Genomic DNA, 25,681 nt, shown 5'->3' with positions numbered 1-25,681 from the left:
CAGCATGAATAGACAACCTTCATACCGATCGCGTTCATCCGGCGCCAGGCCCGGCGATCGCACTGCCATGGGCTGGCTGGGCCACGATACACGTGGCGCCGGCGTATTGGCGACGGCCCGCAGCCACCTGCAGATCCAGCATGCCGTCGCGGCGGTTCTTCCGCCGGCGCTGGGCGCAGTGTGCGTGGTGGCAAAACTGGAAAGCCAGCGCCTGCAACTGGCGGTTCCGGGGCCCGCGCACGCAGCCAAATTACGTCAGATGGCTCCGCGGATCGCCCAGGCTCTCGCCGCACAAGGCTGGAACCTTAACGAAATTACCGTTCGCATTCAAGCAGGAATGCCACGCCCCGGACAGCGCGCACCCCGTCCCCCAAAAGAAGCCGTCCCCCTGGGAGGCACTGCGTTGCAGGCCTTCGAGAGCCTGCAGGAAAATCTGCGTCCGGGTCCGCTGGCCGACGCCGTGGCGCGGCTGCTGGCGCACCACAAGGCGCGCTGAGAGCTGGGCCCGGGTTCGCCCCCCGGGTCAACGCCCGCTTGCGGGCGGCTGGCCTGCTGCGCCAGCCCCATCCCCGGCCTGGCTGCTGCTGCCGTCATTCAGCGAGGCATTGATGGACGCATTGGCCTTGTCCACCAGGTTGTCGAACTCGCCGAAGAGATGGTTGATGGCGCGCGGCGCGGATTCGATGCTCACGCCGTTGACAGACGTCGGCTGCCCCGAGGCACAGCCAGCCACCAGCGCCACCACGGCCACACCAAGCAAAACCCGTTGCATCCTGTTTTCCTGACTAAAGACAGGAGCCCGGCCGGCTCCTGCAGTGATGGCGGCGCGGCTCAGGCCAGCTTCCACTCGTGGCGGAATGCCTGGGGCGCGGCTGCCTGCGACTCATAGGACACCAGTTCCCAGGCATCCTGCTGCTCCAGCAGGGCACGGGCGAGCTGGTTGTTGAGAGCGTGCCCGGATTTCTGCGCCACATAGCGCGCCACCAGGGGCTTGCCCAGCAGATACAGGTCGCCGATGGCGTCCAGGATCTTGTGTTTGACGAACTCATCGTCGTAGCGCAGCCCATCGCTGTTGAGGACGCGGTATTCGTCCATCACGATGGCATTGTCCAGGCTGCCCCCACGGGCCAGCCCCATCGAGCGCAGGGCCTCGACCTCGTTGACGAAACCGAAGGTGCGCGCACGCGCGATTTCGCGCACATAGGAATGGGTGGCGAAATCGATCTCGGCGAAATTCGCCGTCGCATCGATGGCCGGATGACGGAAGTCGATCGAGAAAGCGAGCGCGAAACCCTCATGGGGTTCCAGGCGGGCCCACTTCTCGTTGCGGCCCTCTCCCTCGCGGACTTCCACGGGCTTGAGGACACGAATGAACTGCTTGGGCGCGTTCTGCTCGGCAATGCCGGCCGAACGCAACAGATAGACGAAGGTGGCCGCGCTGCCATCCATGATGGGCACTTCTTCGGCGGTCAGGTCGACGTGCAGATTGTCGATGCCCAGACCGGCCAGCGCCGACATCAGGTGCTCAACCGTGGACACGCGCACGTTGCCCTGCTGCAGCACCGAAGCCATGCGCGTATCGCCTACCGCATTCGCCTGAGCGGGCAGATCGACCACTTGAGGCAGGTCGATGCGGTGAAAAACGATACCCGTATTGGGCTGTGCGGGACGCAGCGTCAGCTCAACCCGACGCCCGGAGTGGACTCCGACGCCAGTCGTACGGACGAGATTCTGAATGGTGCGCTGTCGAAACATAATTGGTGCTTTGATGGCCAGCCAGAAGACTTGCCTGCCCAGAAGGGGTGGGGCGACGGTCGCCGCAAGGACTTTATTGTAACGCTGCTAGTACATCGATGCCACGCACAGGTCTACAGCCGGATGCTGCGGCCCTGTTTCATTCGGGAACGCTCCTTCACCCGTCTGCCCCTGGGGCGGGGGCAGACGGATGCTGAGGGAGTGCCACGACCGCTTGCGCGGCCGCGTCAGGCGTGCTTAATCGGCCTGCTTGCGCAGAAAGGCCGGGATATCGAAATGATCCATCCCCGAGCTTTCCAGCGCACGCACCTGGGCCGAAGCCTGGGTGCGCGGATTGCGCATCACCGACGGCATTTCCAGGTTGCGGTAGTCCGCGTCCTGGCCAGCCATCACACCGCCCATCGGCATGTCGTCCGTGCCGGTACGCAGCTCTTCGGACACGCTTTGCACCAATTGCGGACGCGCCACAGCGCGGCCCAGACCGGTCGCGACCACGGTCACACGCAGGTCATCGCCCATCGACTCGTCATAGGCGGTGCCGAAGATCACGGTGGCCTCTTCCGAAGCGTAGCTGCGGATGGTTTCCATGATCTCGCGGGTTTCGCGCATCTTCAGCGAGCGGCTGGAGGTGATGTTGACCAGCACGCCGCGCGCACCGTTCAGATCCACGCCTTCCAGCAAGGGGCAGGCAATCGCCTTCTCGGCCGCCACGCGGGCACGGTCTGCGCCGCTGGCCGAGGCGGTGCCCATCATGGCCTGGCCCTGCTCGCCCATGATGGTCTTGACGTCCTCGAAGTCGACGTTGACATTGCCTTCGACATTGATGATCTCGGCGATCCCGGCGCACGCGTTGTGCAGGATGTCGTCGGCGGCCTTGAAGCAGTCCTCCTGGGTGGCATCCTCATCCATCAGCTCATACAGGTTCTCGTTCAGAACCACGATGAGCGAATGCACATGCTTGCCCAGCTCGGACACGCCTTCTTCTGCCATCTTCAGGCGCTTGTTGCCTTCGAAAATGAAGGGCTTGGTGACCACGCCCACCGTCAGGATGCCGAGCTCCTTGGCCACTTCCGCGACCACGGGGCCGGCGCCCGTGCCAGTACCGCCGCCCATGCCGGCCGTGATGAAGACCATGTGTGCGCCGTTCAGGGCAGCACGGATCTCTTCGCGGGCCGTCTCGGCCGCAGCGCGCCCCTGCTCGGGCTTGGCGCCAGCGCCCAGGCCGGTGCGGCCCAGACGGATCTGCACCGGCGCGTTGGTGGCCGCCAGTGCCTGCGCATCGGTGTTGGCGCAGATGAAATCCACCCCATTGACGCCGCTGCGAATCATGTGCGCCACGGCATTGCCGCCAGCGCCCCCAACACCGACCACCTTGATAATGGTCCCCTTGGTGTTGTTGTCAAGCATCTCAAAGTTCATCATGATGACTCCCTCACAAGTCAGTTTTCCAACCCAGAAAATCCCCTACAGCCTGTTCTAATCCTCGCCTCAATTCCTTAGCCGACTGCCGGGCAATCCACTATGGAGTTGAGACGCGCCTTATTCCGGTGCCGCTCGCAGGCTGATCGGCCGGCACCAGGGAATGGACCCATCCCATTCCTTGTTCAATTCATGAACCACTCCTTCATCCGCGCCAGCAGGGTCTTGAAGCTCCCCGTCTGGGCGGCGACCTTGCGGCCACGCACGCGCTGCATGCGCGCTTCCTGCAACAAACCCATTACCGTCGAGAAGCGCGGATTGCGCATCACGTCCGCCAGACTGCCTTCGTACTCGGGCACAGCCACGCGCACCGGCTTGAGGAACACGTCCTCGGCCAGTTCGATCATGCCCGGCAGTTGGGACGAACCGCCGGTCAGCACCACGCCGGAAGCCAGCAGGTCTTCGTAGCCGGACTCGCGCACCACCTGCTGCACCAGGCTGAACAGTTCTTCGACGCGCGGCTCGACCACGGCGCCCAGCGCCTGGCGCTTGACCTGGCGCGGCCCGCGATCGCCCAGCCCCGGCACCTCGACGGTTTCATCGGGGCTGGCCAGCACTTGCTTGGCCACGCCATAGCGCAGCTTGATTTCCTCGGCGTCCGGGGTCGGCGTACGCAGCATGGCGGCGATATCGTTGGTGATCTGGTCACCCGCGATCGGAATGACGGCCGTATGCCGGATGGCGCCGCCGGTGTAGATCGCCACATCGGTGGTGCCGCCGCCGATGTCGACCAGCACGACGCCGAGCTCTTTCTCGTCGGCCGTCAGGCAGGACAGGCTGGAGGCCAGCGGCTGCAGGATCAGATCCTGGACCTCAAGGCCGCAACGGCGCACGCACTTGACGATGTTCTGCGCCGCGCTCACCGCGCCCGTCACGATGTGCACCCGCACCTCCAGGCGCAGGCCGCTCATGCCGATGGGCTCGCGGATATCTTCCTGGCCATCAACGATGAACTCCTGGGTCAGCACGTGCAGCACCTGCTGATCGGTGGGAATATTGACGGCCTTGGCGGTCTCGATCACGCGCGCCACATCGGTAGCGGTGACTTCCTTGTCCTTGACCGCCACCATGCCGCTGGAATTGAAGCTGCGGATATGGCTGCCGGCGATCCCCGTGTACACGTCACGGATCTTGCAGTCGGCCATCAGCTCGGCTTCTTCCAGGGCGCGCTGGATGGAGTTGACGGTGGTTTCGATATTGACCACCACGCCCTTGCGCATGCCGCGCGACTCGTGCTGTCCCAGCCCGAGCACCTCGAAGCGGCCCTCCGGCTGGATTTCGGCCACCACCGCAACCACCTTGCTGGTGCCGATATCGAGGGCAACGATTAGGTCCTTGATGTCACGGGTCATGGCGTCAGTTTTTCTTGGCAGGTTTCGAATGGGTATTGGAATTGCTGTGCGGCGCCTCCAGCGGCGCCAGCGCCAATGCGAACCCATTGGGGTAACGCAGATCGGCGGCGGTAATCGTGCGGCCCTCGAGCCGGCTGGCCACCCCTGGCCACACTTGCACAAAACGTTGAATCCGTTCGGCAAAGGGCAGCGCGCCCGGCAGGCCATGCGGATCCGGCGCATCGGCGCCCGGATCGCGTCCCAGGTCCAGTGTCATGCCGTTGGAGAGCACGGCCTTCCAGGCGTAACGCGGGCTCAGCTCCAGTTCGCTGACCTGCAGGTCCAGCGGCGCGAACCAGCGTGCGAGTTCGGCATAGCGCTGCACCACCAGGCTTTCGGCGCCCTCCGGGCCGGCAAACTGCGGCAAGGCTGCCTCGTCGTCCAGTTCGCCGGTATTGGCCGTGAACGATTCGCCCCAGGTATTGATCATCTGGTTCTCGTTCCACAGGGCCAGAGGCTGCTGCTCCTCGATGCGCACGCGCAAGGTATTGGGCCAGATGCGGCGCACGGTGGCATGCCGCACCCAGGGTACCGACTCGAACACCTCGCGCGCCTTGTCGAGATCGACCGTGAAGAAATTGCCCGTGAAGCGCCCGGCGATCGCCGCCCGCACCGCCCCCGGCGACACATAGTGCAGCTCGCCCTCGGGCATGGCCTCCAGCTCGATGCTGCGCAGGTCGAAATAGGGACGCTGCGCCACCCATGCCACGCCGGCCAGCAGCAAGGCAGCAACCGCCAGCACGGCAAGCGTGTTGGCAATCAGGTTGATGGTGCGAGCCTCGTTCCACACGGGTTGTCCTATCCATTGGCGCGCGCCGGTGCGCGCAGCTTGCAACTGGCCTCGGCCAGGATGGCCACGCACAGCTCTGCGTAACTCATGCCGACCGCACGGGCCGCCATCGGCACCAGCGAATGGCTGGTCATGCCGGGCGAGGTGTTCATTTCCAGCAACCAGGGCTGGTGGTTTTCATCGAGCATGAAGTCGGCGCGCCCCCAGCCTTCGCAACCCAGGGCACGATAGGCCTGGACGGCGATCGCTTCGGTCTTGGCCGCCACGCCCGGCGGCAGATCGGCCGGGCAATGGTATTGGGTCACATCGGTGAAATACTTGTTCTGGTAGTCGTAATTGCCGTCAGGCGCCACGATCTCGATCACCGGCAGGGCGCGCGCCGCGCGCCCGCTGCCCAGCACGGCCACCGTCAGCTCCCGGCCGCGCACGAATTGCTCGGCCAGCACGGCGTCATCGAACACGGCGGCGTCGGCGTAGGCCTGCTCCAGCGCGGAAAACTCGGTCACTTTGGTCACGCCGACGGTCGACCCTTCGTGCGGCGGCTTGAGAATCAGCGGCAGGCCGAGGCGCTCAGCGGTTTCGCGCAGGCCCTGCGGCCCCTCGAGGGCCTCAAAAGCCGGCGTGGGCAGACCTTGCTGCAACCAGACCCGCTTGGTGAGAATCTTGTCCATCGCCAGGGCCGAAGCGGTCACGCCGCTGCCGGTATAGGGAATGTCGAGCAGTTCGAGCGCGCCCTGCAGGCTGCCGTCTTCACCATAGCGGCCATGCAGCGCCAGGAATACCCGCTCGAACCCTTCGGCCTCCAGCTGGGCGAGGCTTTGCGTGCCGGTATCGAACAGATGCGCGTCCACACCGGCGCTCAACAGGGCTTCGTGCACCCCCGCGCCGGACATCAGCGACACTTCGCGCTCGGCGGAACGGCCGCCGTAAAGCACCCCGACCTTGCCAAACTTCTGCGTCATGCCCCTTCTCCCAGCTGGGACGGCACCCGGCTGATCGAGCCGGCACCCATCACGATCAAAACGTCACCATCGCGCATGAAGCCGCGTACCGCCTGCGGCAACTCGGCGACATCCTCGACGAACACGGGCTCTACTTTTCCCGCCACCCGCAGGGCACGCGCCAGGGCGCGCCCATCGGCGGCCACCAGGGGCGGCTCACCGGCGGCGTAGACCTCGGTCAACAGCACGGCATCGGCCTGGCTGAGCACGCGCACAAAATCCTCGAAGCAATCGCGGGTGCGCGTATAGCGATGCGGCTGGAACGCCAGCACGACACGCCGCTGGGGCCAGGCGCCGCGCGCAGCCTCCAGCGTGGCAGCCATCTCGACCGGATGATGGCCGTAGTCGTCGATGACGCTGTAGCTACCGCCGCCATGCTCCTCTGCGACCGGGAAGTCCCCCCACTGGGTAAAGCGCCGCCCGACGCCCGTAAAGGCGGCCAGCGACTGACAGATGGCCTCATCGGAGACGCCCAGCTCGGTTGCCACGGCAATCGCCGCCAGCGCGTTGCGCACGTTGTGCAGGCCCGGCAGATTCAGTTCGATATTCAGCGGCGGCAACTCGCCCCGGCGATCTCGGCGGATGACCGTAAAGCGCATGCGCGTGCCTTCGGCGCGCACATTCTCGGCCCGCACCTGGGCCTGCGGGCTCAGCCCGTAGGTCGTGATGGGACGCGACACGAAGGGCATGATTTCGCGCACGTTGGCATCGTCCACGCACAGCACGGCGCTGCCGTAGAAAGGCAGGCGCTGGGTGAACTCGATGAAGGCGCTCTTCAGGCGCGCCACATCGTGCCCGTAGGTGTCCATGTGGTCGGCATCGATGTTCGTGACCACCGCCATGACCGGCAGCAGATTCAGGAATGAAGCGTCCGACTCGTCGGCCTCGACCACGATGTAGTCACCCTGACCCAGCTTGGCGTTGGCGCCCGCCGAATTCAGGCGTCCGCCGATCACGAACGTCGGGTCCAGGTCGCCGGCGGCCAGCACACTGGCGACCAGGCTGGTGGTGGTGGTCTTGCCGTGCGTGCCCGCCACGGCGATGCCGCGTTTCAGGCGCATCAATTCGGCCAGCATCAAGGCGCGCGGCACGACCGGGATGCCCGCCGCACGCGCGGCCAGCACCTCGGGGTTGTCGCTGGAAACGGCCGTGGAGGTCACGATGGCACCGGCGCCGGCAACATGCTCGGCTGCGTGACCGATGCAGATGCGCAGGCCCAGCTCGGCCAGACGGCGGGTCACTGCGGACTCGGCCAGATCGGAGCCGCTGACGGTATAGCCCAGATTGAACAGCACTTCGGCGATGCCGCTCATCCCTGAGCCGCCCACGCCTACGAAATGGATATGTTGGATACGATGTTTCATGATTGGCGCCTCGCTGCGGCGACGCAAACGTCGGCGATATGTGCCGCCGCATCCGGACGCGCCTGAGCGCGCGCCCGTTGCGCGACGGTCTGTAATTCGTTGCGGCTGCGCTGCTGCAGCCAGTCGGCCAACCACTCGGCGCTCAGGGCGCTTTGCGGTTGCAGCCAGGCAGCCTGCGCGTCGCTCAGATAGCGCGCATTAGCCGTCTGATGATCATCGATGGCATGCGGGAACGGCACGAACAAGGCCGCCACGCCTGCCGCGGCCACTTCGGCAACCGTCATGGCGCCGGCGCGGCAGATCAGCAGATCAGCCTGCCCCAATGCAGCCGCCATGTCATTGATGAAGGTCACGCAGTCGGCCTGCACGCCGGCCTGGGCATAGCTTTCCTGCAGCGCCTGCAGATGCTGGGCGCCTGCCTGGTGGGTGACCTGGGGCCGATCCTGCTGGGGCAGGCGCGCAAGCGCCTGCGGCACGACCGTATTGAGCGCCATCGCACCCAGCGAGCCGCCCACCACCAGGATGCGCAACGGCCCCTGGCGCTCGGCATAGCGTTGGGCCGGCTCAGGCAGCCGGCAGACATCGGCGCGCACCGGGTTGCCGACATCCTGAGCGCCCGGCAGCACGTCGGGAAAGCCGCTGAGCACCCTGGCCGACAGGCGTGCCAGCCAGCGGTTGGCGGTTCCGGCCACGGCATTCTGTTCGTGCACCACCATGGGCGTGCGGCGCAGCGCCGCGACCACGCCGCCGGGAAACGCCACATAGCCGCCCATGCCCAGCACCACGTCAGGACGAATGGCGGAAAAATGACGCCAGGCCTGCGCCACCGCGCGGGTCAGCAGCAAGGGCAGCTTCAGCAGCGCCGCCACGCCCCGGCCGCGCACGCCCTGGAAAAACAGCGGCGCCAGCTCGATGCCGCGAGCCGGCACAAGCTGACCTTCCATTTTTTCCGGGTTGCCCAGCCAGCGAACCTGCCAGCCCCGCTCGCGCAGGATCTCGGCGACAGCCAGGCCTGGCATGATGTGCCCACCCGTGCCGCCCGCCATGATGAGGATGGTCGGCGCGCTCATACCCGGCCTCCGCGCATCATGACGCGATTCTCGTGATCGACCCGCAACAACATGGCAAGCGCGCACAGGTTCATGACGATGCCCGACCCGCCGTAGCTCATCAGCGGCAAGGTCAGGCCCTTGGTCGGCAGCAACCCGAGGCAGACGCCCATGTTGATGAACGATTGCACGCCGAACCACATCGCCACGCCCAGCGCCACCAGCCCGGCAAAGGTACGCTCCATCGCGATGGCCTGGCGCCCGATATCGAAGGCACGCTGCAAAATGATGCCGAACAGCACGATGACCAGCACCACGCCCACGAAACCGAGCTCTTCGCCGACCACGGCCATCAGGAAGTCCGTATGGGCTTCCGGCAGATAATGCAGTTTCTCGACGCTGGCCCCCAGGCCCACCCCGAACCACTCCCCGCGCCCGAGCGCGATCAATGAGTGCGACAACTGGTAGGCGCTGCCATAGGCATTGGCGTCATTCCAGGGGTCGAGATAGGCGAACAGCCGCGCCCGGCGCCAGGGCGACAGCCAGATCAGCAGCAAAAAGGTGCTACCCAGCACGGCCAGCAGCATGCTGAAGTACTTGCCGTTGATGCCGCCCAGGAACAGGATGCCGATGGCGATGGCCACGATGACAATGAAGGCGCCCAGATCCGGCTCGAGCAGCAGCAGCATGCCCACGGCCATCAGAGCAAGCGCCATGGGCAGAAAGCCATGCACGAAAGACTGCATGTGCTCCTGCTTGCGCACGGTGTAGTTGGCAGCCGCCAGCACCGCCACAAGCTTCATCAGCTCGGAAGGCTGGAAGTTCAACGGCCCCAACGGAATCCAGCGATGAGCGCCATTGACCTCGCGGCCGATGCCAGGGATCAGCACCGCCACGAGCAAGGCCAGCGCGACCCCGAACAGGGGGAAGGCGAGCCGCTGCCAGACCCGCATCGGCACGCACAGCACCAACGCCCCGCCCAACAGGCCAGCCACCATGAACAGACCATGACGGATCACGAAGTAATAACGGCCGTAGGAAGCGTAGCGCGGGCCGTCAGCCAGTCCGATGGATGCCGAGTAGACCATCAGCAGGCCCAGCATCAACAACGTGGATGCGGCCAGGACCAGCAGCAGATCGGTATTGCGCATGCGGGTGCGCCCCGGGCGCACGGCATTGACGCTGGCGGTCAGTTCGGCAAACAGGCTCATAGCACCTCTCCCCGGTCACGAGCCAGCTCTTCCACCTCTTCGATGAAGACCTGACCCCGATGCGGATAGTTGCGGAACATGTCCAGGCTGGCGCAGGCCGGCGACAGCAGCACCGCATCCCCGGCCTGAGCCAGGGCGGCTGCCCGCGCCACGGCGTCACGCATATCGGCAGCCATGATGAGCTCCACGCCGCTCGCCTGCAGCGCAGCGGCAATCTGTCCGGCGTCCACGCCCAGCAAGACCACGGCGCGGGCATGCCTCGCCACCACGGATGCCAGCGGCGAGAAATCCTGCCCCTTGCCCTGCCCGCCAGCGATCAGCACCACGGTCTGGCCCAGGCCCTCGAGCGCGGCCAGCGTTGCCCCCACGTTCGTGCCCTTGCTGTCATTGATGTAGTCCACACCACCGATGCTGCGCACGAAAGCGGCACGATGCGGTTCGCCGGCATAGTCGCGCAGCGCCCGCAGCATGGGCCCCCAGCCCAGGTCGAGGACACGCGCCAGTTGCAGGGCGGCCAGGGCGTTGAGGGCGTTATGCGTGCCGCGGATGCGCAAGGCATCAACGGGCATCAGGCGGCTGACGCGGCCCATGGCCCGCTGCGGCGGTGGGGCATCTTTCTTGCGACGGGTCGTCGGCGCCGGCTCGTCGAAATCGTTTGGCTCGCAGGAAGCCAGCCACGCCACGCCATTGGCCATCTCCAGGCCCATGTCGCCGACCCGCTGCGGCAACCCGCGGCCGAAGCTGCGCACCGTCAAGGCGTTGAGCTCCGGCACCATGGCCAGTGTCAGCGCATCATCGCGGTTGACGATGGCCACGCGCGCCATCGTCAACAGACGGGCTTTTGCCTGGGCGTAAGCCTGCATGTCGCCATGCCAGTCCAGATGATCCTGCGTCACGTTGAGCACCACGGCGGCATCGGCGGCCAGGCTGCGGGTCGTTTCCAGCTGGAAGCTGGAGAGCTCCAGCACCCAGACATCCGGCAGCGCCTGCTGCTCCAGCGCATCCATCAGGACCGCCAGCGCAGCCGGGCTGATGTTGCCGGCCGCCCTGGCGTTCAGGCCGCAGGCCTCGATCAGCTGGCGGGTGAGCGCCGTGACCGTGGTCTTGCCATTGGTGCCGGTGATGGCGAGCACGCGCGGCCGGTATTCCTGCGCCTCGGCCAGGCCCTGCAGGGCGCGCGCAAACAACTCGATCTCGCCGACGATTTCGATGCCGCGCGCCGCGGCCTCGGTCAACAGACTGGCTGCGGGCTCCTGCATGGGCGATAGCCCCGGGCTCAGCACCAGTTGGGACACCCCGTCGAGCAAGGCGGCATCGAAGTGTTCGCCGCAGCCCAGATGGAAGTCCGCCTCGGCCTCGCGCAAGGCGTCGCGCAACGCCGCCAGCCCGCCGGGCTGCTCACGCGTGTCGGCCACCCGCAAGCGGGCGCCCTGACGGGCGCACCACTTGGCCGCAGCCACGCCGGTCTCACCCAATCCAAGGATGAGTACCAGCGGCGACTCGGCGCGGGGGAGGACTTCGTTATTCATCGCAATTTCAGTGTCGAAAGGCCGATCAGCACCAGCATCATGCTGATGATCCAGAAACGCACGACCACCTGTGTCTCTTTCCAACCACCCACTTCGAAGTGGTGGTGCAACGGCGCCATGCGGAACATTCGCCTGCCCTGTCCGTAGCGGCGTTTGGTGTACTTGAACCAGGTCACCTGCAGCATCACCGACAGCGTTTCAACCACGAACACGCCGCCCATGATGAACAGGACGATCTCCTGGCGCACGATGACTGCGATCGTGCCCAGCGCACCGCCCAGAGCAAGCGCGCCGACGTCGCCCATGAAGACCTGCGCCGGATAGGCGTTGAACCAGAGGAAGGCCAGACCCGCCCCGCCGATGGCCGCACACAGCACCATCAACTCGGCGGCCCCGGGGATATACGGAAACAACAGATACTTGGAGTAATCGACGCGACCGACCACGTAGGCGAAGATGCCCAGCGCACCGCCCACCATGACCGTCGGCATGATCGCCAGGCCGTCGAGCCCATCGGTCAGGTTGACGGCATTGCTGGTCCCCACGATCACGAACCAGGTCAGGGCCACAAAGCCCAGTACGCCCAGCGGATAGCTGACCGACTTGAAGAACGGCACGATCAGGTCGGCGCGCGTGGGCAACGGCATGGTGAAACCGCTCAACACCCAGCCCTTGAACAGCGGCCAGAGTTCGGCGTTGGCCGGGGCCGAGACAGCAAAAGCCAGGTACACCGCAGCCACCAGCCCGATGGTGGCCTGCCAGAAGAATTTCTGCCGCGCCGGCATGCCTTCCGGATCACGAAAGACCACCTTGCGGTAATCATCGCGCCAGCCGATCCAGCCGAAGCCGAAGGTCACCAGCAGCACCACCCACACGAAGCGGTTGGTCCAGTCTGCCCACAACAGGGTGCTGATGGCGATGGAGATCAGGATCAGGGCGCCGCCCATGGTGGGCGTACCGGTTTTCACCAGGTGTGACTCGGGGCCGTAGCTGCGCACGGCCTGGCCGATCTTCATTTCGGTCAGCTTGCGGATCACGCGCGGCCCGGCCGCCAGACCGATCAGCAGTGCCGTGGCGCAGGCCAGCACCGCGCGCAGCGTGATGTATTCCAGTACGCCGATGGCGCGCACGTCATCCGACAGCCAGCGGGCAATTTCAAGCAACATGCTTGTCTCCCCGGCCGCCGGCCTCGTTTCCTTCCTTGGCAAAAGCCGTCACAACCCGCTCCATGCGCATAAAGCGCGAACCTTTTATCAATATGCTGGACGGGGACATGCCGCGCAGTGCGGCCACGACTTCGTCTACCGACACGCAAGCGCGCGCCCTGGCGCCGAATTCGGCCGCAGCCGCCTGGCTCGCCTCGCCTAGCGTGAACAATGCGTCTATTCCTCGGTCGCGTGCATACGCACCGACTTCGCGGTGCATGGCGGGTCCGTTGTTACCGACCTCACCCATGTCGCCGAGCACCAGGGCCCGGGGGCCGGGAAGTCCGGACAGGACATCGATGGCCGCGCGTACCGAATCGGGGTTCGCATTGTAGGTGTCATCGATGAGCAAGGTTCCGTCAATCATTTCTTTCCGTTGCATGCGCCCGGCGACGGCCTGAAAACCAGCCAGCGCGCGAACAGCCACGGGGAGCGGAACATCTACGGCCAACGCGCAGGCAATGGCGGCCAATGCGTTGCGCAGGTTATGCTCGCCCGGCATGGGCAAGGACAACTCCGCCACCCCACGCGGGGTTACAACTTGGCACAACATCCCTTGCGGCCCCGGCCTCAGATGCTGGGCGTAGACGTCCAGCCCTGGCTGCAGGCCAAAGCGCAATACGCGCCGGGCCCCTGCCAAAGCATCCCAGATCATCGTGTAGGGTTCATCGCCCGGGTACACGGCCACGCCGTCCGCCGGCAGCGCAGCGATGGCGCTGCCATTCTCCTGCGCGACCGCCTCGACCGTATGCATGAACTCCTGGTGCTCACGCTGGGCATTGGTGACCAGCGCCACGCTGCATTGGGCCATGGCGGCCAGTTGCGCGATTTCACCGGGATGGTTCATGCCGAGCTCGAATACCGCGGCACGATGCGCCGGGCGCAAGCGCAGCAAGGTCAGCGGCACGCCGATGTCGTTGTTGAAATTGCCGGCCGTGGCCAGACGCTGCGACTCGCCCAGCGCCTCGGCCAGGATGGCGGAGATCATTTCCTTGGTGGTGGTTTTGCCGTTGCTGCCGGTCACGGCAATCGCCGGCAGGGCAAATCGCGAGCGCCATGCCGTGGCCAGCCGGCCCAGTGCCAGCCGCGTGTCGCCCAAGACCAGCTGCGGCAGGCTTGTCTCGGCAACCGGATGAGCCACCACCGCAGCGCAGGCGCCACGCGCCTGTGCCTGCGACAGATAGTCATGGCCATCGAAGGACTCGCCGCTCAACGCCACAAACAACTCGTTGGCGCCGATGCTGCGGGTATCGCTGGACACGCCGGCCACATGCGGCAGCAACAGGGCGGCGCGCGCCCATTGGCGGTCATCGAAGGTCGACTTCTGGCCCGCGATTTCCTGATAGGTTTCATGGCCCTTGCCGGCCAGCAGCACCACGTCTTCGGGACGGCTGCTCCAGATGGCCTGCAAAATCGCCAGCGCCCGGTCCACCTGGGACTCGGGCTGAACGGGCGGCGCGATGCCAGCCAGCACCTGATCGATGATGGCCTGGGGCGACTCGCTGCGCGGGTTGTCGCTGGTGACGAGCAGGCGATCGGCCAGCTCGGCGGCGATCTGCCCCATCTCGGGCCGCTTGCCGGGATCACGGTCACCGCCGCAGCCGAACACGCACACCAGCGCACCCTGCCGGGCCTGCGCCAGCGGCCGCAAGGCGGTCAGCGCACGCGCCAGCGCATCCGGCGTGTGGGCGTAATCGACCACCACCATCGGCCCCTGCGAGGCTGTCGTCAATTGGCTCAGGGCCGGTGCGGGCACTGTTTGCAGACGGCCGTCGACCGGCTGCATCGCCGCCAGTTCGCGCGCGACCTGACCCAGCGACCAGCCCAGTTTCAACAACAGGCCAGCCACCAGCAACAGATTGGACACGTTGTGGCTGCCCAGCAGCGGAGTCACCACCTGCGCTTCGCCTTCAGGGGTTGCCAGGGTGAACACCTGCCCGTGCGCTGTGGCCTGACACTCGCGTGCGCAGATCTGTGCCGGCGTGCCCGGCTCCAGACCGTAGCCGCAGGCCAGTTCCTGCGGCAAGCGCGCCAACAGGCGCCGTCCGGCCGCATCGTCCGCATTGATCACGGCCGACTGCAGACCCGGCCAGTCGAACAGCAGCCCCTTGGCTACCTCATAGCGCACCATGGTGCCGTGGTAATCGAGGTGGTCACGCGACAGATTGGTGAAGCCGGCCGCAACCACACGGACGTTGTCCATGCGGCTCTGTTCCAGGCCGATTGACGAGGCTTCCATCGCCACCGCCTGCACGCCCGCATCACGCATGACCGCCAACCAGCGATGCAGGGTGATCACATCCGGCGTGGTCAGGCTGCCGCCCAGCGACGTGCCGTCCGGCATCAACCCGCCGAGCGTGCCAACCGTCCCGCAGGGCTTGCCCAGGCGGGTGAGCGCCTGCGCCAGCCACTGCACGCAGGAGGTCTTGCCGTTGGTGCCGGTCACGGCGAGGACCATCAGGCTGGCCGATGGCTGTCCATACCAGCCGTCGGCCAGCTCGCCCAGCATGCCGCGCAGACCGGGCACGCCCAGCACACGCGCATCAGGCGCTGCGGCCTCATCCAGCGCGTCCAGGTCGTAGACCACGGCAGCCGCGCCGGCGGCAAGCGCCTGCGCAATATAACGACGGCCATCGCCATGCACGCCTCGGCAGGCGACGAAGACGTCGCCCGGCTGCACTTCACGGGAGTCCAGCCGCAGATCGGCCTGAGAGCCGGCCCGCTCGCGCAGCTGCTGCAGCACGGGCAGCGAACTGCCCACGGGCGCACGCGTGAATTCGAATGACACGCTCATCGTGCCCCTCCTGCATTCTCGACGCCCGCCACGATGGTCGACTCAAAGGGCGCATCCGGCTGCACCCCCATCAAACGCAGGCTGCCGCCAACGATGCTGGAGAACACCGGCGCGGCGATGGCACCGCCGTAATAGCCGCCCACGCGGGGCTCATCAATGGACACCGCCACCACAATCTTGGGATTGGAGACCGGCGCAAACCCGACAAACGAGCTGCGATAAAGTTGCGTGCTGTATTTGCCCCCGACGATCTTGCGCGCCGTGCCGCTCTTGCCGGCCACACGGTAGCCGCGCACCTGCGCCGCCTTGGCCCCATCCGGGCCAGCAGCCGCCTCAAGCATCTCGCGCACCAGCCGGGCCGTCTTGGGGGTGTAGATCTTGACGCTGGTCGGCTCGCTGTCGCGCTTGACGAGGGTCAATGACACCATATCGCCATCGCGGGCAAACACGGTGTAGGCACGCGCCACCTGCAGCAGCGATACCGACAGTCCGTAGCCGTAGGCCATGGTCGCCTTCTCGATCAGGCGCCAACGATCCCAGGGACGCAAGCGCCCGGGCGCGGCCCCCGGAAAACCCAACTGCGGCGCCTGCCCCAGGCCCAGTTCCGTGAAGCGATCCCACATCTCGCGGGCCTGCAACTTCTCGGAAATCATTGTCATGCCGATATTGCTGGAGCGGCGCAGAATGCCCGCGACATCGAGCACCCCATTAAAGCGGCTCACGTCAGAAATCGTCGAGCCCTGATACTGGTAGCGCCCGTTGCCGGTATCGAACATCGTCGTCGGCGTGATACGACCGAGATCCAGGGCCAGGGCTGCCGTGAACGGTTTCATGATCGAACCCGGCTCGAAGGTATCGGTAATCGCCTGGTTGCGCAGATTGGCGACCTTCCAGGTATCGCGGCGGTTAGGGTCATAGGAAGGCAGATTGGCCAGCGCCAGAATCTCGCCGGTATGCACATCCACGACCACGGCAGTGGCCGCACGGGCCTGGTGCCGTTCTATGGCGGCCTGCAGTTCCTTGTAGACCAGGTATTGCAACCGGGTATCGATGGACAGACGCAGGTCGCGCCCGTCGACCGGCGGCGTGATCGCCTGCACATCCTCGATGACCCGGCCCAGACGGTCCTTGATCACGCGGCGCATCCCCGAACGGCCCGACAACTGCTGATCAAAGGTCAGCTCGATGCCTTCCTGGCCCTTGTCTTCCACGTTGTTGAAGCCGACCACGTGCGCCGTGACCTCGCCTTCCGGATAGTAGCGACGCGACTCCGGCTGCTGATGGATGCCCGGCAGCGCCATCTGCTTGATCTTGTCGGCCACATCCATCGGCACCTGACGCTTCAGGTAGACGAAATTCTTGTCCTCATCCGACAGACGGCGACGCAGCTCGGCCGGCGGCGTACCCAGCAAGGCCGCCAGGGCGTCGAGCTGTCCGCCGGCGATAGCCTTGGCATCTTCGGGGATCGCCCAGATAGCACGCGCCGGCACGCTCGAGGCTAGCACCACGTTGTTGCGATCGAGGATCTTGCCGCGCGTGGCAGACAGCGTCAGCGTGCGCTCGTAGCGGCGCTCGCCCTGCTGCTGCAGAAACTCATTGGACAGCCCCTGCAGAAACAGGGCGCGGCCAATCAGCACGGCCAGCCCGCAGAACAGCAGGATCAGCACCAGCCGGGCGCGCCACATGGGCAACTGCCCGCGCAGCACCGGATTATCGAAGAAAGGCACGCGTCTCATTGCGTGCCTCCGATGGCTTCAGGCTGCACCATGTAGACGGTGCGATCCGGCGCAATGGGAATCATCTTGAGTTCCTCCCGCCCGGCCCGGTCCACCCGCGCATTGCGCGCCAGTTCCGCCCGCTCCAGCTGGAGCCGGCGCCAGTTCGTGTCCAGATCGCGTGCCTCGGCCTGGCCCCGCCCCCACTCTATATAGAGCAGGCGCGACTGATACCGGCTGGTGACCAGGGAGATGGCCGACAGCATCAGCAAAGCAGCCACAACGAGGCAGGCACGGCCCATCAGCGATGCCTCCCCTTGCCAGATTCGCCCGGCTGGCGCTGCTGCGGCACGAACCCCGCGCCACGGTTGGCCGCCAGGGGCTCCGTGGTGCGTTCGGCAGCGCGCAGGATGGCAGAGCGCGAACGGGCATTGGCCGCCACTTCATCGGGAGTGGCCACCACCTTGCCCAGAGAATGCAGGATCGGCTGCGGCATCTCGCTTTCGCGCAGGGGCAGGCGTGCATGCGCGGCAGCCGGCCTGGCCGCCGCCGCGATGCACTGCTTGACCATGCGGTCTTCAAGCGAGTGGAAACTGATCACCGCCAACCTCCCCCCTGGCGCCAGCAGGTCTATAGCTGACGCGAGGGCGCACGCGAGCTCTTCGAGCTCCCGATTGATGTAAATCCGTAGAGCCTGAAAGGTGCGTGTGGCCGGATGTTGCCCCTTTTCGCGCGTGCGGACGGCGCCGGCGACGCACTCGGCAAGTTCGAGCGTGGTGCGCAGCGGCCGTGTTGCGCGGCTAGCAGCAATCGCCTTTGCAACCTGAAAAGCAAACCGTTCTTCGCCATAATCTGCGATCACCTCCCGCATCTCTTCCACACTGGCTTGCGCCAGCCAATCCGCAACCGTGGGGCCGCGACTCGTATCCATACGCATATCGAGAGGCCCGTCCCGCATGAACGAGAACCCCCGGTCTGCATCGTCGATCTGCGGGGACGACACCCCCAGATCCAACATCACACCGTCCACCTGACCGATGCCGCGCTCGGCGAGCGCCTCGGCCATGGTGGCAAAACCGTCGTGCACCACCGCCACCCGGGCATCGCGGGCGGCCAGCGCCTGCGCCACGGCGATCGCCTGGGGGTCCTTGTCGAACACCACCAGGCGCGCCTCGGGCCCAAGCCGGGAGAGCAGCTCGCGACTGTGCCCGCCACGCCCAAACGTGCCATCGACAAACACACCCCGCGTGCGTCGATGCTCGGCGGCCTCGGTATCCTGGGCGCGCGCGCGAGTGGCACCCTTGCCGCCGAAATTGGCCTGCAACAAGGCATCCACCGTCGGCGCCAGCAGGACGGGCCTGTGCTCGAATTCCATACTCGGCTTCAGAACGAAAACTGGTTCAACACGTCCGGCATCCCCTGAGCCATGTCTTCCGCCTCGCGGCGGGCCAGGGAAGCGGCATCCCACAACTCGAAGTGCGTACCCATACCCAGCAGCATCACATCGCGCGTCATACCGGAAGCGTTGCGCAGTTCGGGGGCAATCAGCACTCGGCCGGAACCATCGATTTCGACATCCTGGGCATTGCCCAGGAGCAGGCGCTGCAGCGCTCGCGCCGACATGGGAAACGCGGCGATCTGCTCGCGCTTCTTTTCCCACTCGGGCCGCGGATACACCAGCAGGCAGCCATCGGGGTGCCGGGTCAAGGTCAGGCGGCCTTCCGCCTGCGAAACCAGGGCGTCACGATGCCGGGTCGGGATCGAGATCCGGCCCTTGGCATCCATCGTGAGCGCACTGCTTCCTTGAAACACCCGTTTGCCCCACTTATTTGCACAATTTCCTACTTTTTCCCACTCTACGGGAAGCATACAACGGGGTCAAGTTAGCGGTTGCAATTTTTTCAATCACAACAAGGACTTAGAGCAAATTGTAAACAGGCGACGGAGAAAACATCCTGAGAAATCAGAGCCTTGCGGGGACAACTAAAAGTCCTTCGTCAACAAATCGCCGCAAACCGTCCCCATCTCGCTCGGACACGATCCCAGAGATCGCGCCATGACGCCGCCGGCGGCCCCCCGGTTCGGGGCCGCCTGGCAGATGAGTAAAGGGGGAGGCAAGACAGATCTATAGGCCGGATTCTGTACGCCGGGTTTCCCCGGCGGGCAATCATTCCTCTGGGCGTGCCATTGCTGGCACGCTCTAGCCACCTACCCGCATGCTCGAACGAGCCGCCCTTTCCGGCCACGAAGGCCGTGCGCATGCCTATTTGATGTTGCTCCGGGTAGAGGTTGCCGCGTTTCACCCTGCAGCGCCGACGGCCGTTGCCAGCCGCCACGGCACGGAGATGGCCGTGCCGGTGCGCCCCGAAGGACGCCCGCTCTGCAGACTCGTCTCTGTGGCCCTGTTCCTCAGCCCGACGCTTGCGCGCCGGACCGGACGGCCGTTAGCCGCTACCCTGCCCTGTGGAGTCCGGACCTTCCTCGATGGCTTGCGCCACCGCGACTGCCCGATCTGTCTTGCGGCCGGTATTGTAGTACAGCAACCCTGTTCGCCCGTTCCTGCGACAATACAGCCCATCTCAGCAGTTCAGACTCTCATGGCTCAGCACACTCTCCTTACCCTGACCGGCGTCCAGTTGGCCTACGGTCACCACCCTTTGCTCGATCACGCCGACTTCACGATCCAGGCGGGCGAGCGTATCGGCCTGATCGGGCGCAACGGCGCGGGCAAGTCTTCGTTGCTGCGCCTGCTGGATGGTCGCAGCCAACCCGATGACGGCGAGATCAGCCGGATCTCCGGGCTGCGGGTCATCACCGTCGAACAGGAACCGGTGCTCGACGAGACGCGCACCGTCTACGACGTGGTCTGCGATGCCGACGAGCATTCGGAAGACTGGCAGCGTCCGGCCCGGGTGCGCGCCACCCTGGAAAAACTCGGCCTGCCCGCCGACGCGCTCATCGCCGGCCTGTCCGGCGGCACCCGCAAGCGGGTCGCGCTGGCGCGCGCGCTGGTCGAACAGCCCGACCTGCTGTTGCTGGATGAACCCACCAACCACCTGGATTTCGAGGGCATCGCCTGGCTGGAAGAGATGCTGCGCGGCTGGAAAGGCGCTGCCGTCATCATCACCCACGACCGACGCTTCCTGGACGCCGTGGCCACCCGCATCGTCGAACTCGATCGTGGACGCCTGTTGAGTTTCCCCGGCAATTTCAGCCAGTGGCAGGAACGCAAGGCCCAATGGCTGGAATCCGAGCGCCTGGAGCAGGCCCGCTTCGACAAGCTGCTGGCCCAGGAAGAGGTCTGGATCCGCAAGGGCGTCGAAGCCCGCCGCACCCGCAACGAAGGCCGGGTGCGCCGCCTGGAGCGCCTGCGTGTCGAACGCGCCGAGCGCCGTGAACGCCAGGGCAATGTCAATCTGGCCGTCGCCCAGGGCCAGCGCTCGGGCAAGATCGTCGCCGAACTGGAAAACGTCGGCAAATCCTTCGGTGACCGCTGCGTGGTGCGCGACTACTCCACCACCATCCTGCGCGCCGATCGCATCGGGATCATCGGCCCCAACGGCGCCGGCAAGACCACGCTGCTGAAGATCATTCTCGGCGAACTTGCGCCCGATAGCGGCACGGTTCGTACTGGCGCCAATGTCGAAGTGGCCTACTTCGACCAGATGCGCGCCCAGCTCGACGAAAACGCCACCCTGGCGGACATCATCAACCCAGGCAGCGAATGGGTCGAGATCGGAGGCACCCGCAAGCATGTGATGAGCTATCTGGGCGACTTCCTGTTCTCGCCCGCGCGTGCCGGCTCGCCGGTCAGCAGCCTGTCCGGCGGCGAACGGGCCCGCCTGCTGCTGGCGCGCCTGTTCGCCCGGCCGGCCAACGTGCTGGTGCTCGATGAGCCCACCAACGACCTCGACATCGAAACCCTCGAACTGCTCGAGGAGTTGCTCCAGGACTATACCGGCACGGTGCTGCTGGTCAGCCACGACCGGGCCTTCCTGAACAACGTGGTGACCCAGACCATCGCCTATGAAGGCGACGGACGCTGGCGAGACTACGTCGGCGGCTACGATGAATGGGTCGCCCAGCGCCCCGCACCCGCCTCCCCGGCAGCCCCCCCTGCCGCGGCGCAGACACCGGCGCCTGCTGCACGCGCCAAGCCTGCGCGCAACGCCAAGCTCAGTTCCTGGGAACTGCGTGAACTCGAAGCGCTGCCGGACGAAATTGCCGCCCTGGAGGCCGAACAGGCCGCTCAGAACGCGCGCCTGGCCGATGGCAGCCTCTATCGCGACGCGCCCCAGGAAGTCGAGCAGGTGCAGGCCGAGCTGGCCCGCCTGGAAGCCGCGCTCGAAGCGAAATTCGAGCGCTGGGAACTCCTGGAAGCGAAACGCGAGGCCAGCAACGCCTGAGCGGGGCGCTCCAAATGAAAAACGGCCTGCCTCGCGCAAGCCGTTTTTTTTCCGCCCGGAGAAACGCTCAGGCCACCACGCGCCACTCAAGCGCTTCGCCAGCGGCCAGCGGCACCAGGGATGTGTCGCCGAAAGGCAGCTCCTCGGGCACCACGAACGCCTCGCGCTGCAAGGTCAGCGTGCCCGTATTGCGAGGCAGGCCATAGAAGTCCGGACCATGCTGGCTGGCAAACCCCTCCAGCTTGTCCAGCGCGTTGACCTGATCGAAGGCCGTGGCATACAGCTCCATCGCATGCAGGCCGGTATAGCAGCCGGCGCAACCGCAGGCGTGCTCTTTCAGCCCGCGTGCGTGCGGCGCGCTGTCCGTGCCCAGGAAAAACCGCGGGCTGCCGCTGGTGGCCGCAGCCAACAGCGCGCGCCGATGCGTCTCTCGCTTGAGGATGGGCAGGCAATACCAGTGCGGGCGAACTCCGCCCATGAAGATCGCATTGCGGTTGTAAAGCAAGTGCTGGGGCGTGATGGTCGCGGCAATCGGCCCCTCGGCGTCGCGCACGTACTCGGCGCCTTCTTTGGTGGTGATGTGCTCGAACACCACCTTCAGCCCCGGGAACGCCCGACGCAGCGGAATCATGACGCGCTCGACGAACACCGCTTCGCGATCGAATACATCGATTTCGGGATCGGTCACTTCGCCGTGCACCAGCAACGGCATCCCCAGACGCTCCAGCGCCTCCAGGGCAGGCGCGCATTTGCCCAACAGATCGGTGACCCCGGCATCGGAGTTAGTGGTGGCGCCCGCCGGATACAGCTTCACGGCGTAGACGTGACCGCTGGCGTGTGCGCGCTCGATTTCGGCAGCCGGCGTATTGTCCGTCAGGTAGAGCGTCATCAGCGGCTTGAACTCGGACAGCGGTCCCATGCGTTGATGCAGCGCCTGCAGAATGCGGTTGCGATAGGCCAGCGCCTGCTCGGTGGTGGTCACCGGCGGCCGCAGATTCGGCATGATGATGGCGCGGGAGAACTGGCGCGCGGTATCGCCCACGACCGCTTCCAGGGCCGCGCCATCGCGCAGATGCAGGTGCCAATCGTCGGGACGGGTGATGGTCAGTTGAGCAAGCTTGGACATGGATACGAAATTATTCCGCCAAAGGCATGCCGCGTTCGGCCAGGGCTGCAAACATGGCGCTGCCCAGCGGGATCACGGCGTCGTTGAAATCGAAATGGGGGTTATGCAGTACACAACCTGACTCCGCGCCACCTTGTCCGAGACGGAAATAGGCGCCTGGCCGGGCCTGCAGCATAAACGAAAAATCTTCAGATCCCATCGAGGGGGTCAGATCGCGCACCACGTTCTCCTTGCCGATCATCTCCGTGGCGATGTCGGCCACCAGCATGGCATGCTGAGGCGTGTTCAGGGTTGCAGGATAAATGCGCTCGTACTTGAGCTGGGCCGTGGCGCCAAAAGCGCCGGCAATCGAAGTGGCCAGTTCCCGCATGCGCTGCTCGACCATTTCCTGTACCGACTTGCGGAACGTACGCACCGTGCCCACCATGCGCGCCTCGCCCGGGATCACGCTCATGGCCCCCGGATGGCCGGCCTGCACCGAACCGATGGACAGGACGGCTGAGTCCAGCGGATTGACGTTGCGCGAGACGACAGTCTGCAGCGCCGTGATCAGATGACCAGCCACCGTCACGGGATCGATGGTCTGGTAAGGGTGGGCGCCATGGCCGCCGCGCCCCTGGATCACGATCTCGAAGCGGTCGGCGGCCGCCATCATCGGGCCCGGATTGACCCCGATCGTGCCCGCTGGCAGGCCGGGCCAGTTGTGCAGGGCGTAGACGGCATCACAGGGGAAGGTATCAAAGAGCCCGTCGTCCAGCATGGCCTTGGCGCCTCCCAGCCCTTCTTCGGCAGGCTGAAAAATCAGCACGGCGGTGCCATCGAAATTGCGCGTCTGAGCCAGGTAACGGGCCGTGCCCAGCAAAATCGCGGTATGGCCATCATGCCCGCAACCGTGCATCAGCCCGGGCTTGGTCGAGCGATAAGCGAAATCATTGGCCTCACCCATGGGCAACGCATCCATGTCGGCACGCAGCCCGATCATGCGCCCGCTATCGCAGCGCTTGCCTCGGATGACGCCCACCACCCCGGTCTTGCCAATGCCCCGGTGCACCTCGATGCCCAACGCCTGCAATCCTGCGGCCACGATCCCCGATGTCCGTACTTCTTCGAAACCCAGTTCAGGGTGGGCATGAAGATCACGCCTGAGCGTGGTCAGTTCATCATGAAAAAGTCGTATGGATTCAAGAGGCGAACGTGCGTACATGGAATGCTACCCAAGGCTGACAGGTGAAAGAGCATAGGCCGATTTTAGTTGCTACAGAGGATAAATGCCTTTGTCTTTACCCTGGAGACACGTTATGCTGCGGCCCGCAGGACATTTTTTCCAACATCCAGAGAAGGAGCGCCGCATTATGGCCACCCCCTCCAAAACCGCGACCACGCGCAAACCGAATGCCGCGTTCATGAAGCCCCTGACCCCCAGCGCCGAGCTGGCTGCTGTCATCGGCTCCGAAGCCGTGCCGCGTACCGAGGTCACCAAAAAGATCTGGGACTACATCAAAAAGCACAACCTGCAAGACGCCAGCAACAAACGCAACATCAATGCGGACGCCAAACTGCGCCCCATCTTCGGCAAGGATCAGGTCACGATGTTCGAGCTGACCAAGCTCGTCAACGCGCACCTGAAGTAAGCAACGAGGTTGCGGGCGTACCCAGTACGTCCCTTCCTTGATTTCGGCGCTCACGCCGCCGATCGCCGGATGCAGCAGTCCTGTTCATCCGGCCGCATGACAAGCGCATCCCCGCGCCCTTTCGTCTGCCTGCCATCCCCTCATCAGCAACATATGAAATGCCTGCGGCAAAAGCCGGCACCAGGCCGGCTCGGTTATTGCCGCAAAAAACGCCTCAGGCGTAGCTCGACGGCGGGTTGCCCTCCAGCAGGGCCAGCCAGCCACGGATCAGGCGATAGAGCACCCAGATGACGGTGGCGACCATGCCGATCCAGCCGATGTAGATCAGCGTCAGCACAAAGCTGATGGCCATCCACAGCAACGACCACCAGAACGTGCGCAGCAGCCAATCGAAGTGCGAGGCATAGACCGTACCTGCTGTATCCGAGCGCTTCACGTACATCAGCACCACCGCTGCCAGCGTTGCCACCGCCAGCAAGCCGCCGGTCAGAAAGCCGAGCGCGAACAGGCCATAGGACACATGGGTCAGCGTGCGCAGATCAAGGGGTTGGGAACCCGTCACGGGATTGGGGGATTCACTCACGATCACTGCTCCATCGAAGACGTTTCGATAATCTTACCGCACAATGTCACACGATCCGGGCACACGTTGTTATTTCGGCACGCTATGTTTCCGGACTTGCCATCGCTCGCAAACCCGCAGCCAGACTGCATTTGCGCCTATCTGTCCACGGCACTGCACGACCTGGCCGGCGCGTTTTTCAAGACCGTCTTTCAGGCCATGACGCCGCCATCCTATCGCCCTGCACGGTCTCCATAAGCAGCTGCTACGCCCGGCATTGCCGTCCTGGCGCAACCTCTCCCCCGGAGAGCCACATGGCCGCGACCTACAGCCCCACAGCGCAGAGCTCGCAGCGTGAGCCTCTCGATGCCCCTGCCGGGCTTCGGTGGCCGACCAAAGAACCCATGGGAGCACTTTCTGGACGCCCTGGCCTGTCCCAGGCCTTTCTTGCCCCTCGGGCAGACGGGTCCATAAGAAGGAGGCCCCAGCGCATGCCGCGGCCGGCAAAGACGGCCCAGGCCTGAGCCAGGTCGGCGCCGATCGGCGACGAAGCCCGACGATCGCGGCCATGAGGACAGCAGTGGCGGTACAGCGAGGGGTAAGCGCAGGCAGGGGGGATCGCCGCGCGGGCTGGCCCGAGGCGGGCCGGGGGCTGGGGTTTTCCGTGGCCCCA

Annotated in this window: 22 protein-coding genes and 1 other RNA gene; 3 read left to right on the top strand and 20 right to left on the bottom strand. The window is 65.4% G+C overall.

The features are described from left to right. Nucleotides 1–67 precede the first annotated feature (67 nt). Nucleotides 68–496 carry a flagellar hook-length control protein FliK gene (locus tag A7V84_RS14930; RefSeq protein ID WP_412778662.1) on the top strand — a complete coding sequence of 143 codons (429 nt, stop codon included), beginning with the start codon at nucleotides 68–70 and terminating at the stop codon, nucleotides 494–496. A 27-nt stretch (nucleotides 497–523) separates the two neighbouring features. Here A7V84_RS14930 and A7V84_RS14925 read toward each other — a convergent pair whose 3' ends face one another. The 17 genes from A7V84_RS14925 to rnpB form a co-directional block, all read right to left on the bottom strand. After that, nucleotides 524–772 (bottom strand): hypothetical protein, encoded by a 249-nt coding sequence (locus tag A7V84_RS14925; protein WP_063491532.1) that lies wholly within the window; start codon nucleotides 770–772, stop codon nucleotides 524–526. A 59-nt stretch (nucleotides 773–831) separates the two neighbouring features. Next, complete coding sequence (gene lpxC / locus A7V84_RS14920; RefSeq protein ID WP_025517179.1) at nucleotides 832–1,755, bottom strand: UDP-3-O-acyl-N-acetylglucosamine deacetylase; 924 nt, start codon at nucleotides 1,753–1,755, stop codon at nucleotides 832–834. A gap of 237 nt (nucleotides 1,756–1,992) precedes the next feature. Continuing rightward, nucleotides 1,993–3,177 (bottom strand): cell division protein FtsZ, encoded by a 1,185-nt coding sequence (gene ftsZ, locus A7V84_RS14915; protein WP_025517181.1) that lies wholly within the window; start codon nucleotides 3,175–3,177, stop codon nucleotides 1,993–1,995. 182 nt (nucleotides 3,178–3,359) lie between these two features. After that, nucleotides 3,360–4,586, bottom strand: coding sequence for a cell division protein FtsA (ftsA, locus tag A7V84_RS14910; RefSeq protein WP_025517182.1), 1,227 nt, complete (start codon nucleotides 4,584–4,586; stop codon nucleotides 3,360–3,362). A 4-nt stretch (nucleotides 4,587–4,590) separates the two neighbouring features. Then, nucleotides 4,591–5,415, bottom strand: a complete 825-nt coding sequence (locus tag A7V84_RS14905) for a cell division protein FtsQ/DivIB (RefSeq protein ID WP_025517183.1) — start codon at nucleotides 5,413–5,415, stop codon at nucleotides 4,591–4,593. An 8-nt stretch (nucleotides 5,416–5,423) separates the two neighbouring features. After that, nucleotides 5,424–6,377, bottom strand: a complete 954-nt coding sequence (locus tag A7V84_RS14900) for a D-alanine--D-alanine ligase (protein WP_025517185.1) — start codon at nucleotides 6,375–6,377, stop codon at nucleotides 5,424–5,426. Next, the gene (gene murC / locus A7V84_RS14895) at nucleotides 6,374–7,780 is read right to left on the bottom strand and encodes a UDP-N-acetylmuramate--L-alanine ligase (protein WP_025517187.1); all 1,407 of its coding nucleotides are present in this window, start codon (nucleotides 7,778–7,780) and stop codon (nucleotides 6,374–6,376) included. The genes A7V84_RS14900 and murC overlap by 4 nt, the downstream gene beginning before the upstream one ends. Then, complete coding sequence (murG, locus tag A7V84_RS14890) at nucleotides 7,777–8,850, bottom strand: undecaprenyldiphospho-muramoylpentapeptide beta-N-acetylglucosaminyltransferase (RefSeq protein WP_025517189.1); 1,074 nt, start codon at nucleotides 8,848–8,850, stop codon at nucleotides 7,777–7,779. Before murG ends, murC begins: the two co-directional genes overlap by 4 nt. Next, nucleotides 8,847–10,040 carry a putative lipid II flippase FtsW gene (gene ftsW / locus A7V84_RS14885; protein ID WP_025517190.1) on the bottom strand — a complete coding sequence of 398 codons (1,194 nt, stop codon included), beginning with the start codon at nucleotides 10,038–10,040 and terminating at the stop codon, nucleotides 8,847–8,849. Before ftsW ends, murG begins: the two co-directional genes overlap by 4 nt. Then, nucleotides 10,037–11,569, bottom strand: a complete 1,533-nt coding sequence (murD, locus tag A7V84_RS14880) for a UDP-N-acetylmuramoyl-L-alanine--D-glutamate ligase (protein WP_033535348.1) — start codon at nucleotides 11,567–11,569, stop codon at nucleotides 10,037–10,039. The genes ftsW and murD overlap by 4 nt, the downstream gene beginning before the upstream one ends. Then, a complete protein-coding gene (mraY, locus tag A7V84_RS14875) occupies nucleotides 11,566–12,735 on the bottom strand; it encodes a phospho-N-acetylmuramoyl-pentapeptide-transferase (RefSeq protein ID WP_025517193.1) in 1,170 nt (389 codons plus the stop codon). The genes murD and mraY overlap by 4 nt, the downstream gene beginning before the upstream one ends. Beyond that, the gene (murF, locus tag A7V84_RS14870) at nucleotides 12,725–15,568 is read right to left on the bottom strand and encodes a bifunctional UDP-N-acetylmuramoyl-L-alanyl-D-glutamate--2,6-diaminopimelate ligase MurE/UDP-N-acetylmuramoyl-tripeptide--D-alanyl-D-alanine ligase MurF (protein ID WP_082832932.1); all 2,844 of its coding nucleotides are present in this window, start codon (nucleotides 15,566–15,568) and stop codon (nucleotides 12,725–12,727) included. The genes mraY and murF overlap by 11 nt, the downstream gene beginning before the upstream one ends. After that, entirely contained in the window at nucleotides 15,565–17,304 is a 1,740-nt protein-coding gene (locus A7V84_RS14865; RefSeq protein WP_025517195.1) for a peptidoglycan D,D-transpeptidase FtsI family protein, read from the bottom strand. Before A7V84_RS14865 ends, murF begins: the two co-directional genes overlap by 4 nt. After that, nucleotides 17,301–17,585 (bottom strand): cell division protein FtsL, encoded by a 285-nt coding sequence (ftsL, locus tag A7V84_RS14860; RefSeq protein ID WP_025517196.1) that lies wholly within the window; start codon nucleotides 17,583–17,585, stop codon nucleotides 17,301–17,303. Before ftsL ends, A7V84_RS14865 begins: the two co-directional genes overlap by 4 nt. Continuing rightward, complete coding sequence (gene rsmH / locus A7V84_RS14855) at nucleotides 17,585–18,658, bottom strand: 16S rRNA (cytosine(1402)-N(4))-methyltransferase RsmH (protein ID WP_063491533.1); 1,074 nt, start codon at nucleotides 18,656–18,658, stop codon at nucleotides 17,585–17,587. The genes ftsL and rsmH overlap by 1 nt, the downstream gene beginning before the upstream one ends. A gap of 8 nt (nucleotides 18,659–18,666) precedes the next feature. Further along, nucleotides 18,667–19,095, bottom strand: coding sequence for a division/cell wall cluster transcriptional repressor MraZ (mraZ, locus tag A7V84_RS14850; protein ID WP_025517198.1), 429 nt, complete (start codon nucleotides 19,093–19,095; stop codon nucleotides 18,667–18,669). Between the two features lie 300 nt (nucleotides 19,096–19,395). Then, nucleotides 19,396–19,802: RNase P RNA component class A (gene rnpB, locus A7V84_RS14845), an RNA gene on the bottom strand. A 78-nt stretch (nucleotides 19,803–19,880) separates the two neighbouring features. Here rnpB and A7V84_RS14840 point away from each other — a divergent pair. Then, nucleotides 19,881–21,689 carry an ATP-binding cassette domain-containing protein gene (locus tag A7V84_RS14840; RefSeq protein ID WP_025517200.1) on the top strand — a complete coding sequence of 603 codons (1,809 nt, stop codon included), beginning with the start codon at nucleotides 19,881–19,883 and terminating at the stop codon, nucleotides 21,687–21,689. A gap of 67 nt (nucleotides 21,690–21,756) precedes the next feature. Here the strand turns inward: A7V84_RS14840 and pyrC are convergent, their stop codons facing one another. Both pyrC and A7V84_RS14830 read right to left on the bottom strand, forming a co-directional pair. Then, the gene (pyrC, locus tag A7V84_RS14835) at nucleotides 21,757–22,815 is read right to left on the bottom strand and encodes a dihydroorotase (RefSeq protein WP_033535350.1); all 1,059 of its coding nucleotides are present in this window, start codon (nucleotides 22,813–22,815) and stop codon (nucleotides 21,757–21,759) included. A 10-nt stretch (nucleotides 22,816–22,825) separates the two neighbouring features. Further along, entirely contained in the window at nucleotides 22,826–24,019 is a 1,194-nt protein-coding gene (locus tag A7V84_RS14830) for a M20 aminoacylase family protein (RefSeq protein WP_025517202.1), read from the bottom strand. A gap of 148 nt (nucleotides 24,020–24,167) precedes the next feature. On the opposite strand from A7V84_RS14830, the gene A7V84_RS14825 reads away from it, so the two are divergent. Beyond that, nucleotides 24,168–24,446 (top strand): SWIB/MDM2 domain-containing protein, encoded by a 279-nt coding sequence (locus A7V84_RS14825; protein WP_025517203.1) that lies wholly within the window; start codon nucleotides 24,168–24,170, stop codon nucleotides 24,444–24,446. Between the two features lie 214 nt (nucleotides 24,447–24,660). Here the strand turns inward: A7V84_RS14825 and A7V84_RS14820 are convergent, their stop codons facing one another. Beyond that, complete coding sequence (locus A7V84_RS14820) at nucleotides 24,661–25,035, bottom strand: DUF4870 family protein (protein WP_033535351.1); 375 nt, start codon at nucleotides 25,033–25,035, stop codon at nucleotides 24,661–24,663. Nucleotides 25,036–25,681 lie beyond the last annotated feature (646 nt).

The organism is Bordetella trematum (assembly GCF_900078335.1).
GTDB lineage: Bacteria > Pseudomonadota > Gammaproteobacteria > Burkholderiales > Burkholderiaceae_B > Bordetella > Bordetella trematum.
Note: the sequence above shows the minus strand (reverse complement) of the source record. Positions and strands in the feature narration are given on the sequence as shown.

Excerpts from the sequence above, each read along its gene's own strand:
- A7V84_RS14930 (WP_412778662.1), top strand. The coding sequence starts at position 68 with ATGGGCTGGCTGGGCCACGATACACGTGGCGCCGGCGTATTGGCGACG.
- mraY (WP_025517193.1), bottom strand. The coding sequence starts at position 12,735 with ATGTTGCTTGAAATTGCCCGCTGGCTGTCGGATGACGTGCGCGCCATC.
- murF (WP_082832932.1), bottom strand. The coding sequence starts at position 15,568 with ATGAGCGTGTCATTCGAATTCACGCGTGCGCCCGTGGGCAGTTCGCTG.
- A7V84_RS14840 (WP_025517200.1), top strand. The coding sequence starts at position 19,881 with ATGGCTCAGCACACTCTCCTTACCCTGACCGGCGTCCAGTTGGCCTAC.
- murG (WP_025517189.1), bottom strand. The coding sequence starts at position 8,850 with ATGAGCGCGCCGACCATCCTCATCATGGCGGGCGGCACGGGTGGGCAC.
- A7V84_RS14825 (WP_025517203.1), top strand. The coding sequence starts at position 24,168 with ATGGCCACCCCCTCCAAAACCGCGACCACGCGCAAACCGAATGCCGCG.
- pyrC (WP_033535350.1), bottom strand. The coding sequence starts at position 22,815 with ATGTCCAAGCTTGCTCAACTGACCATCACCCGTCCCGACGATTGGCAC.
- ftsW (WP_025517190.1), bottom strand. The coding sequence starts at position 10,040 with ATGAGCCTGTTTGCCGAACTGACCGCCAGCGTCAATGCCGTGCGCCCG.
- A7V84_RS14830 (WP_025517202.1), bottom strand. The coding sequence starts at position 24,019 with ATGTACGCACGTTCGCCTCTTGAATCCATACGACTTTTTCATGATGAA.
- murD (WP_033535348.1), bottom strand. The coding sequence starts at position 11,569 with ATGAATAACGAAGTCCTCCCCCGCGCCGAGTCGCCGCTGGTACTCATC.
- A7V84_RS14925 (WP_063491532.1), bottom strand. The coding sequence starts at position 772 with ATGCAACGGGTTTTGCTTGGTGTGGCCGTGGTGGCGCTGGTGGCTGGC.
- A7V84_RS14900 (WP_025517185.1), bottom strand. The coding sequence starts at position 6,377 with ATGACGCAGAAGTTTGGCAAGGTCGGGGTGCTTTACGGCGGCCGTTCC.
- A7V84_RS14865 (WP_025517195.1), bottom strand. The coding sequence starts at position 17,304 with ATGAGACGCGTGCCTTTCTTCGATAATCCGGTGCTGCGCGGGCAGTTG.
- ftsL (WP_025517196.1), bottom strand. The coding sequence starts at position 17,585 with ATGGGCCGTGCCTGCCTCGTTGTGGCTGCTTTGCTGATGCTGTCGGCC.
- murC (WP_025517187.1), bottom strand. The coding sequence starts at position 7,780 with ATGAAACATCGTATCCAACATATCCATTTCGTAGGCGTGGGCGGCTCA.
- ftsA (WP_025517182.1), bottom strand. The coding sequence starts at position 4,586 with ATGACCCGTGACATCAAGGACCTAATCGTTGCCCTCGATATCGGCACC.
- lpxC (WP_025517179.1), bottom strand. The coding sequence starts at position 1,755 with ATGTTTCGACAGCGCACCATTCAGAATCTCGTCCGTACGACTGGCGTC.
- rsmH (WP_063491533.1), bottom strand. The coding sequence starts at position 18,658 with ATGGAATTCGAGCACAGGCCCGTCCTGCTGGCGCCGACGGTGGATGCC.
- ftsZ (WP_025517181.1), bottom strand. The coding sequence starts at position 3,177 with ATGATGAACTTTGAGATGCTTGACAACAACACCAAGGGGACCATTATC.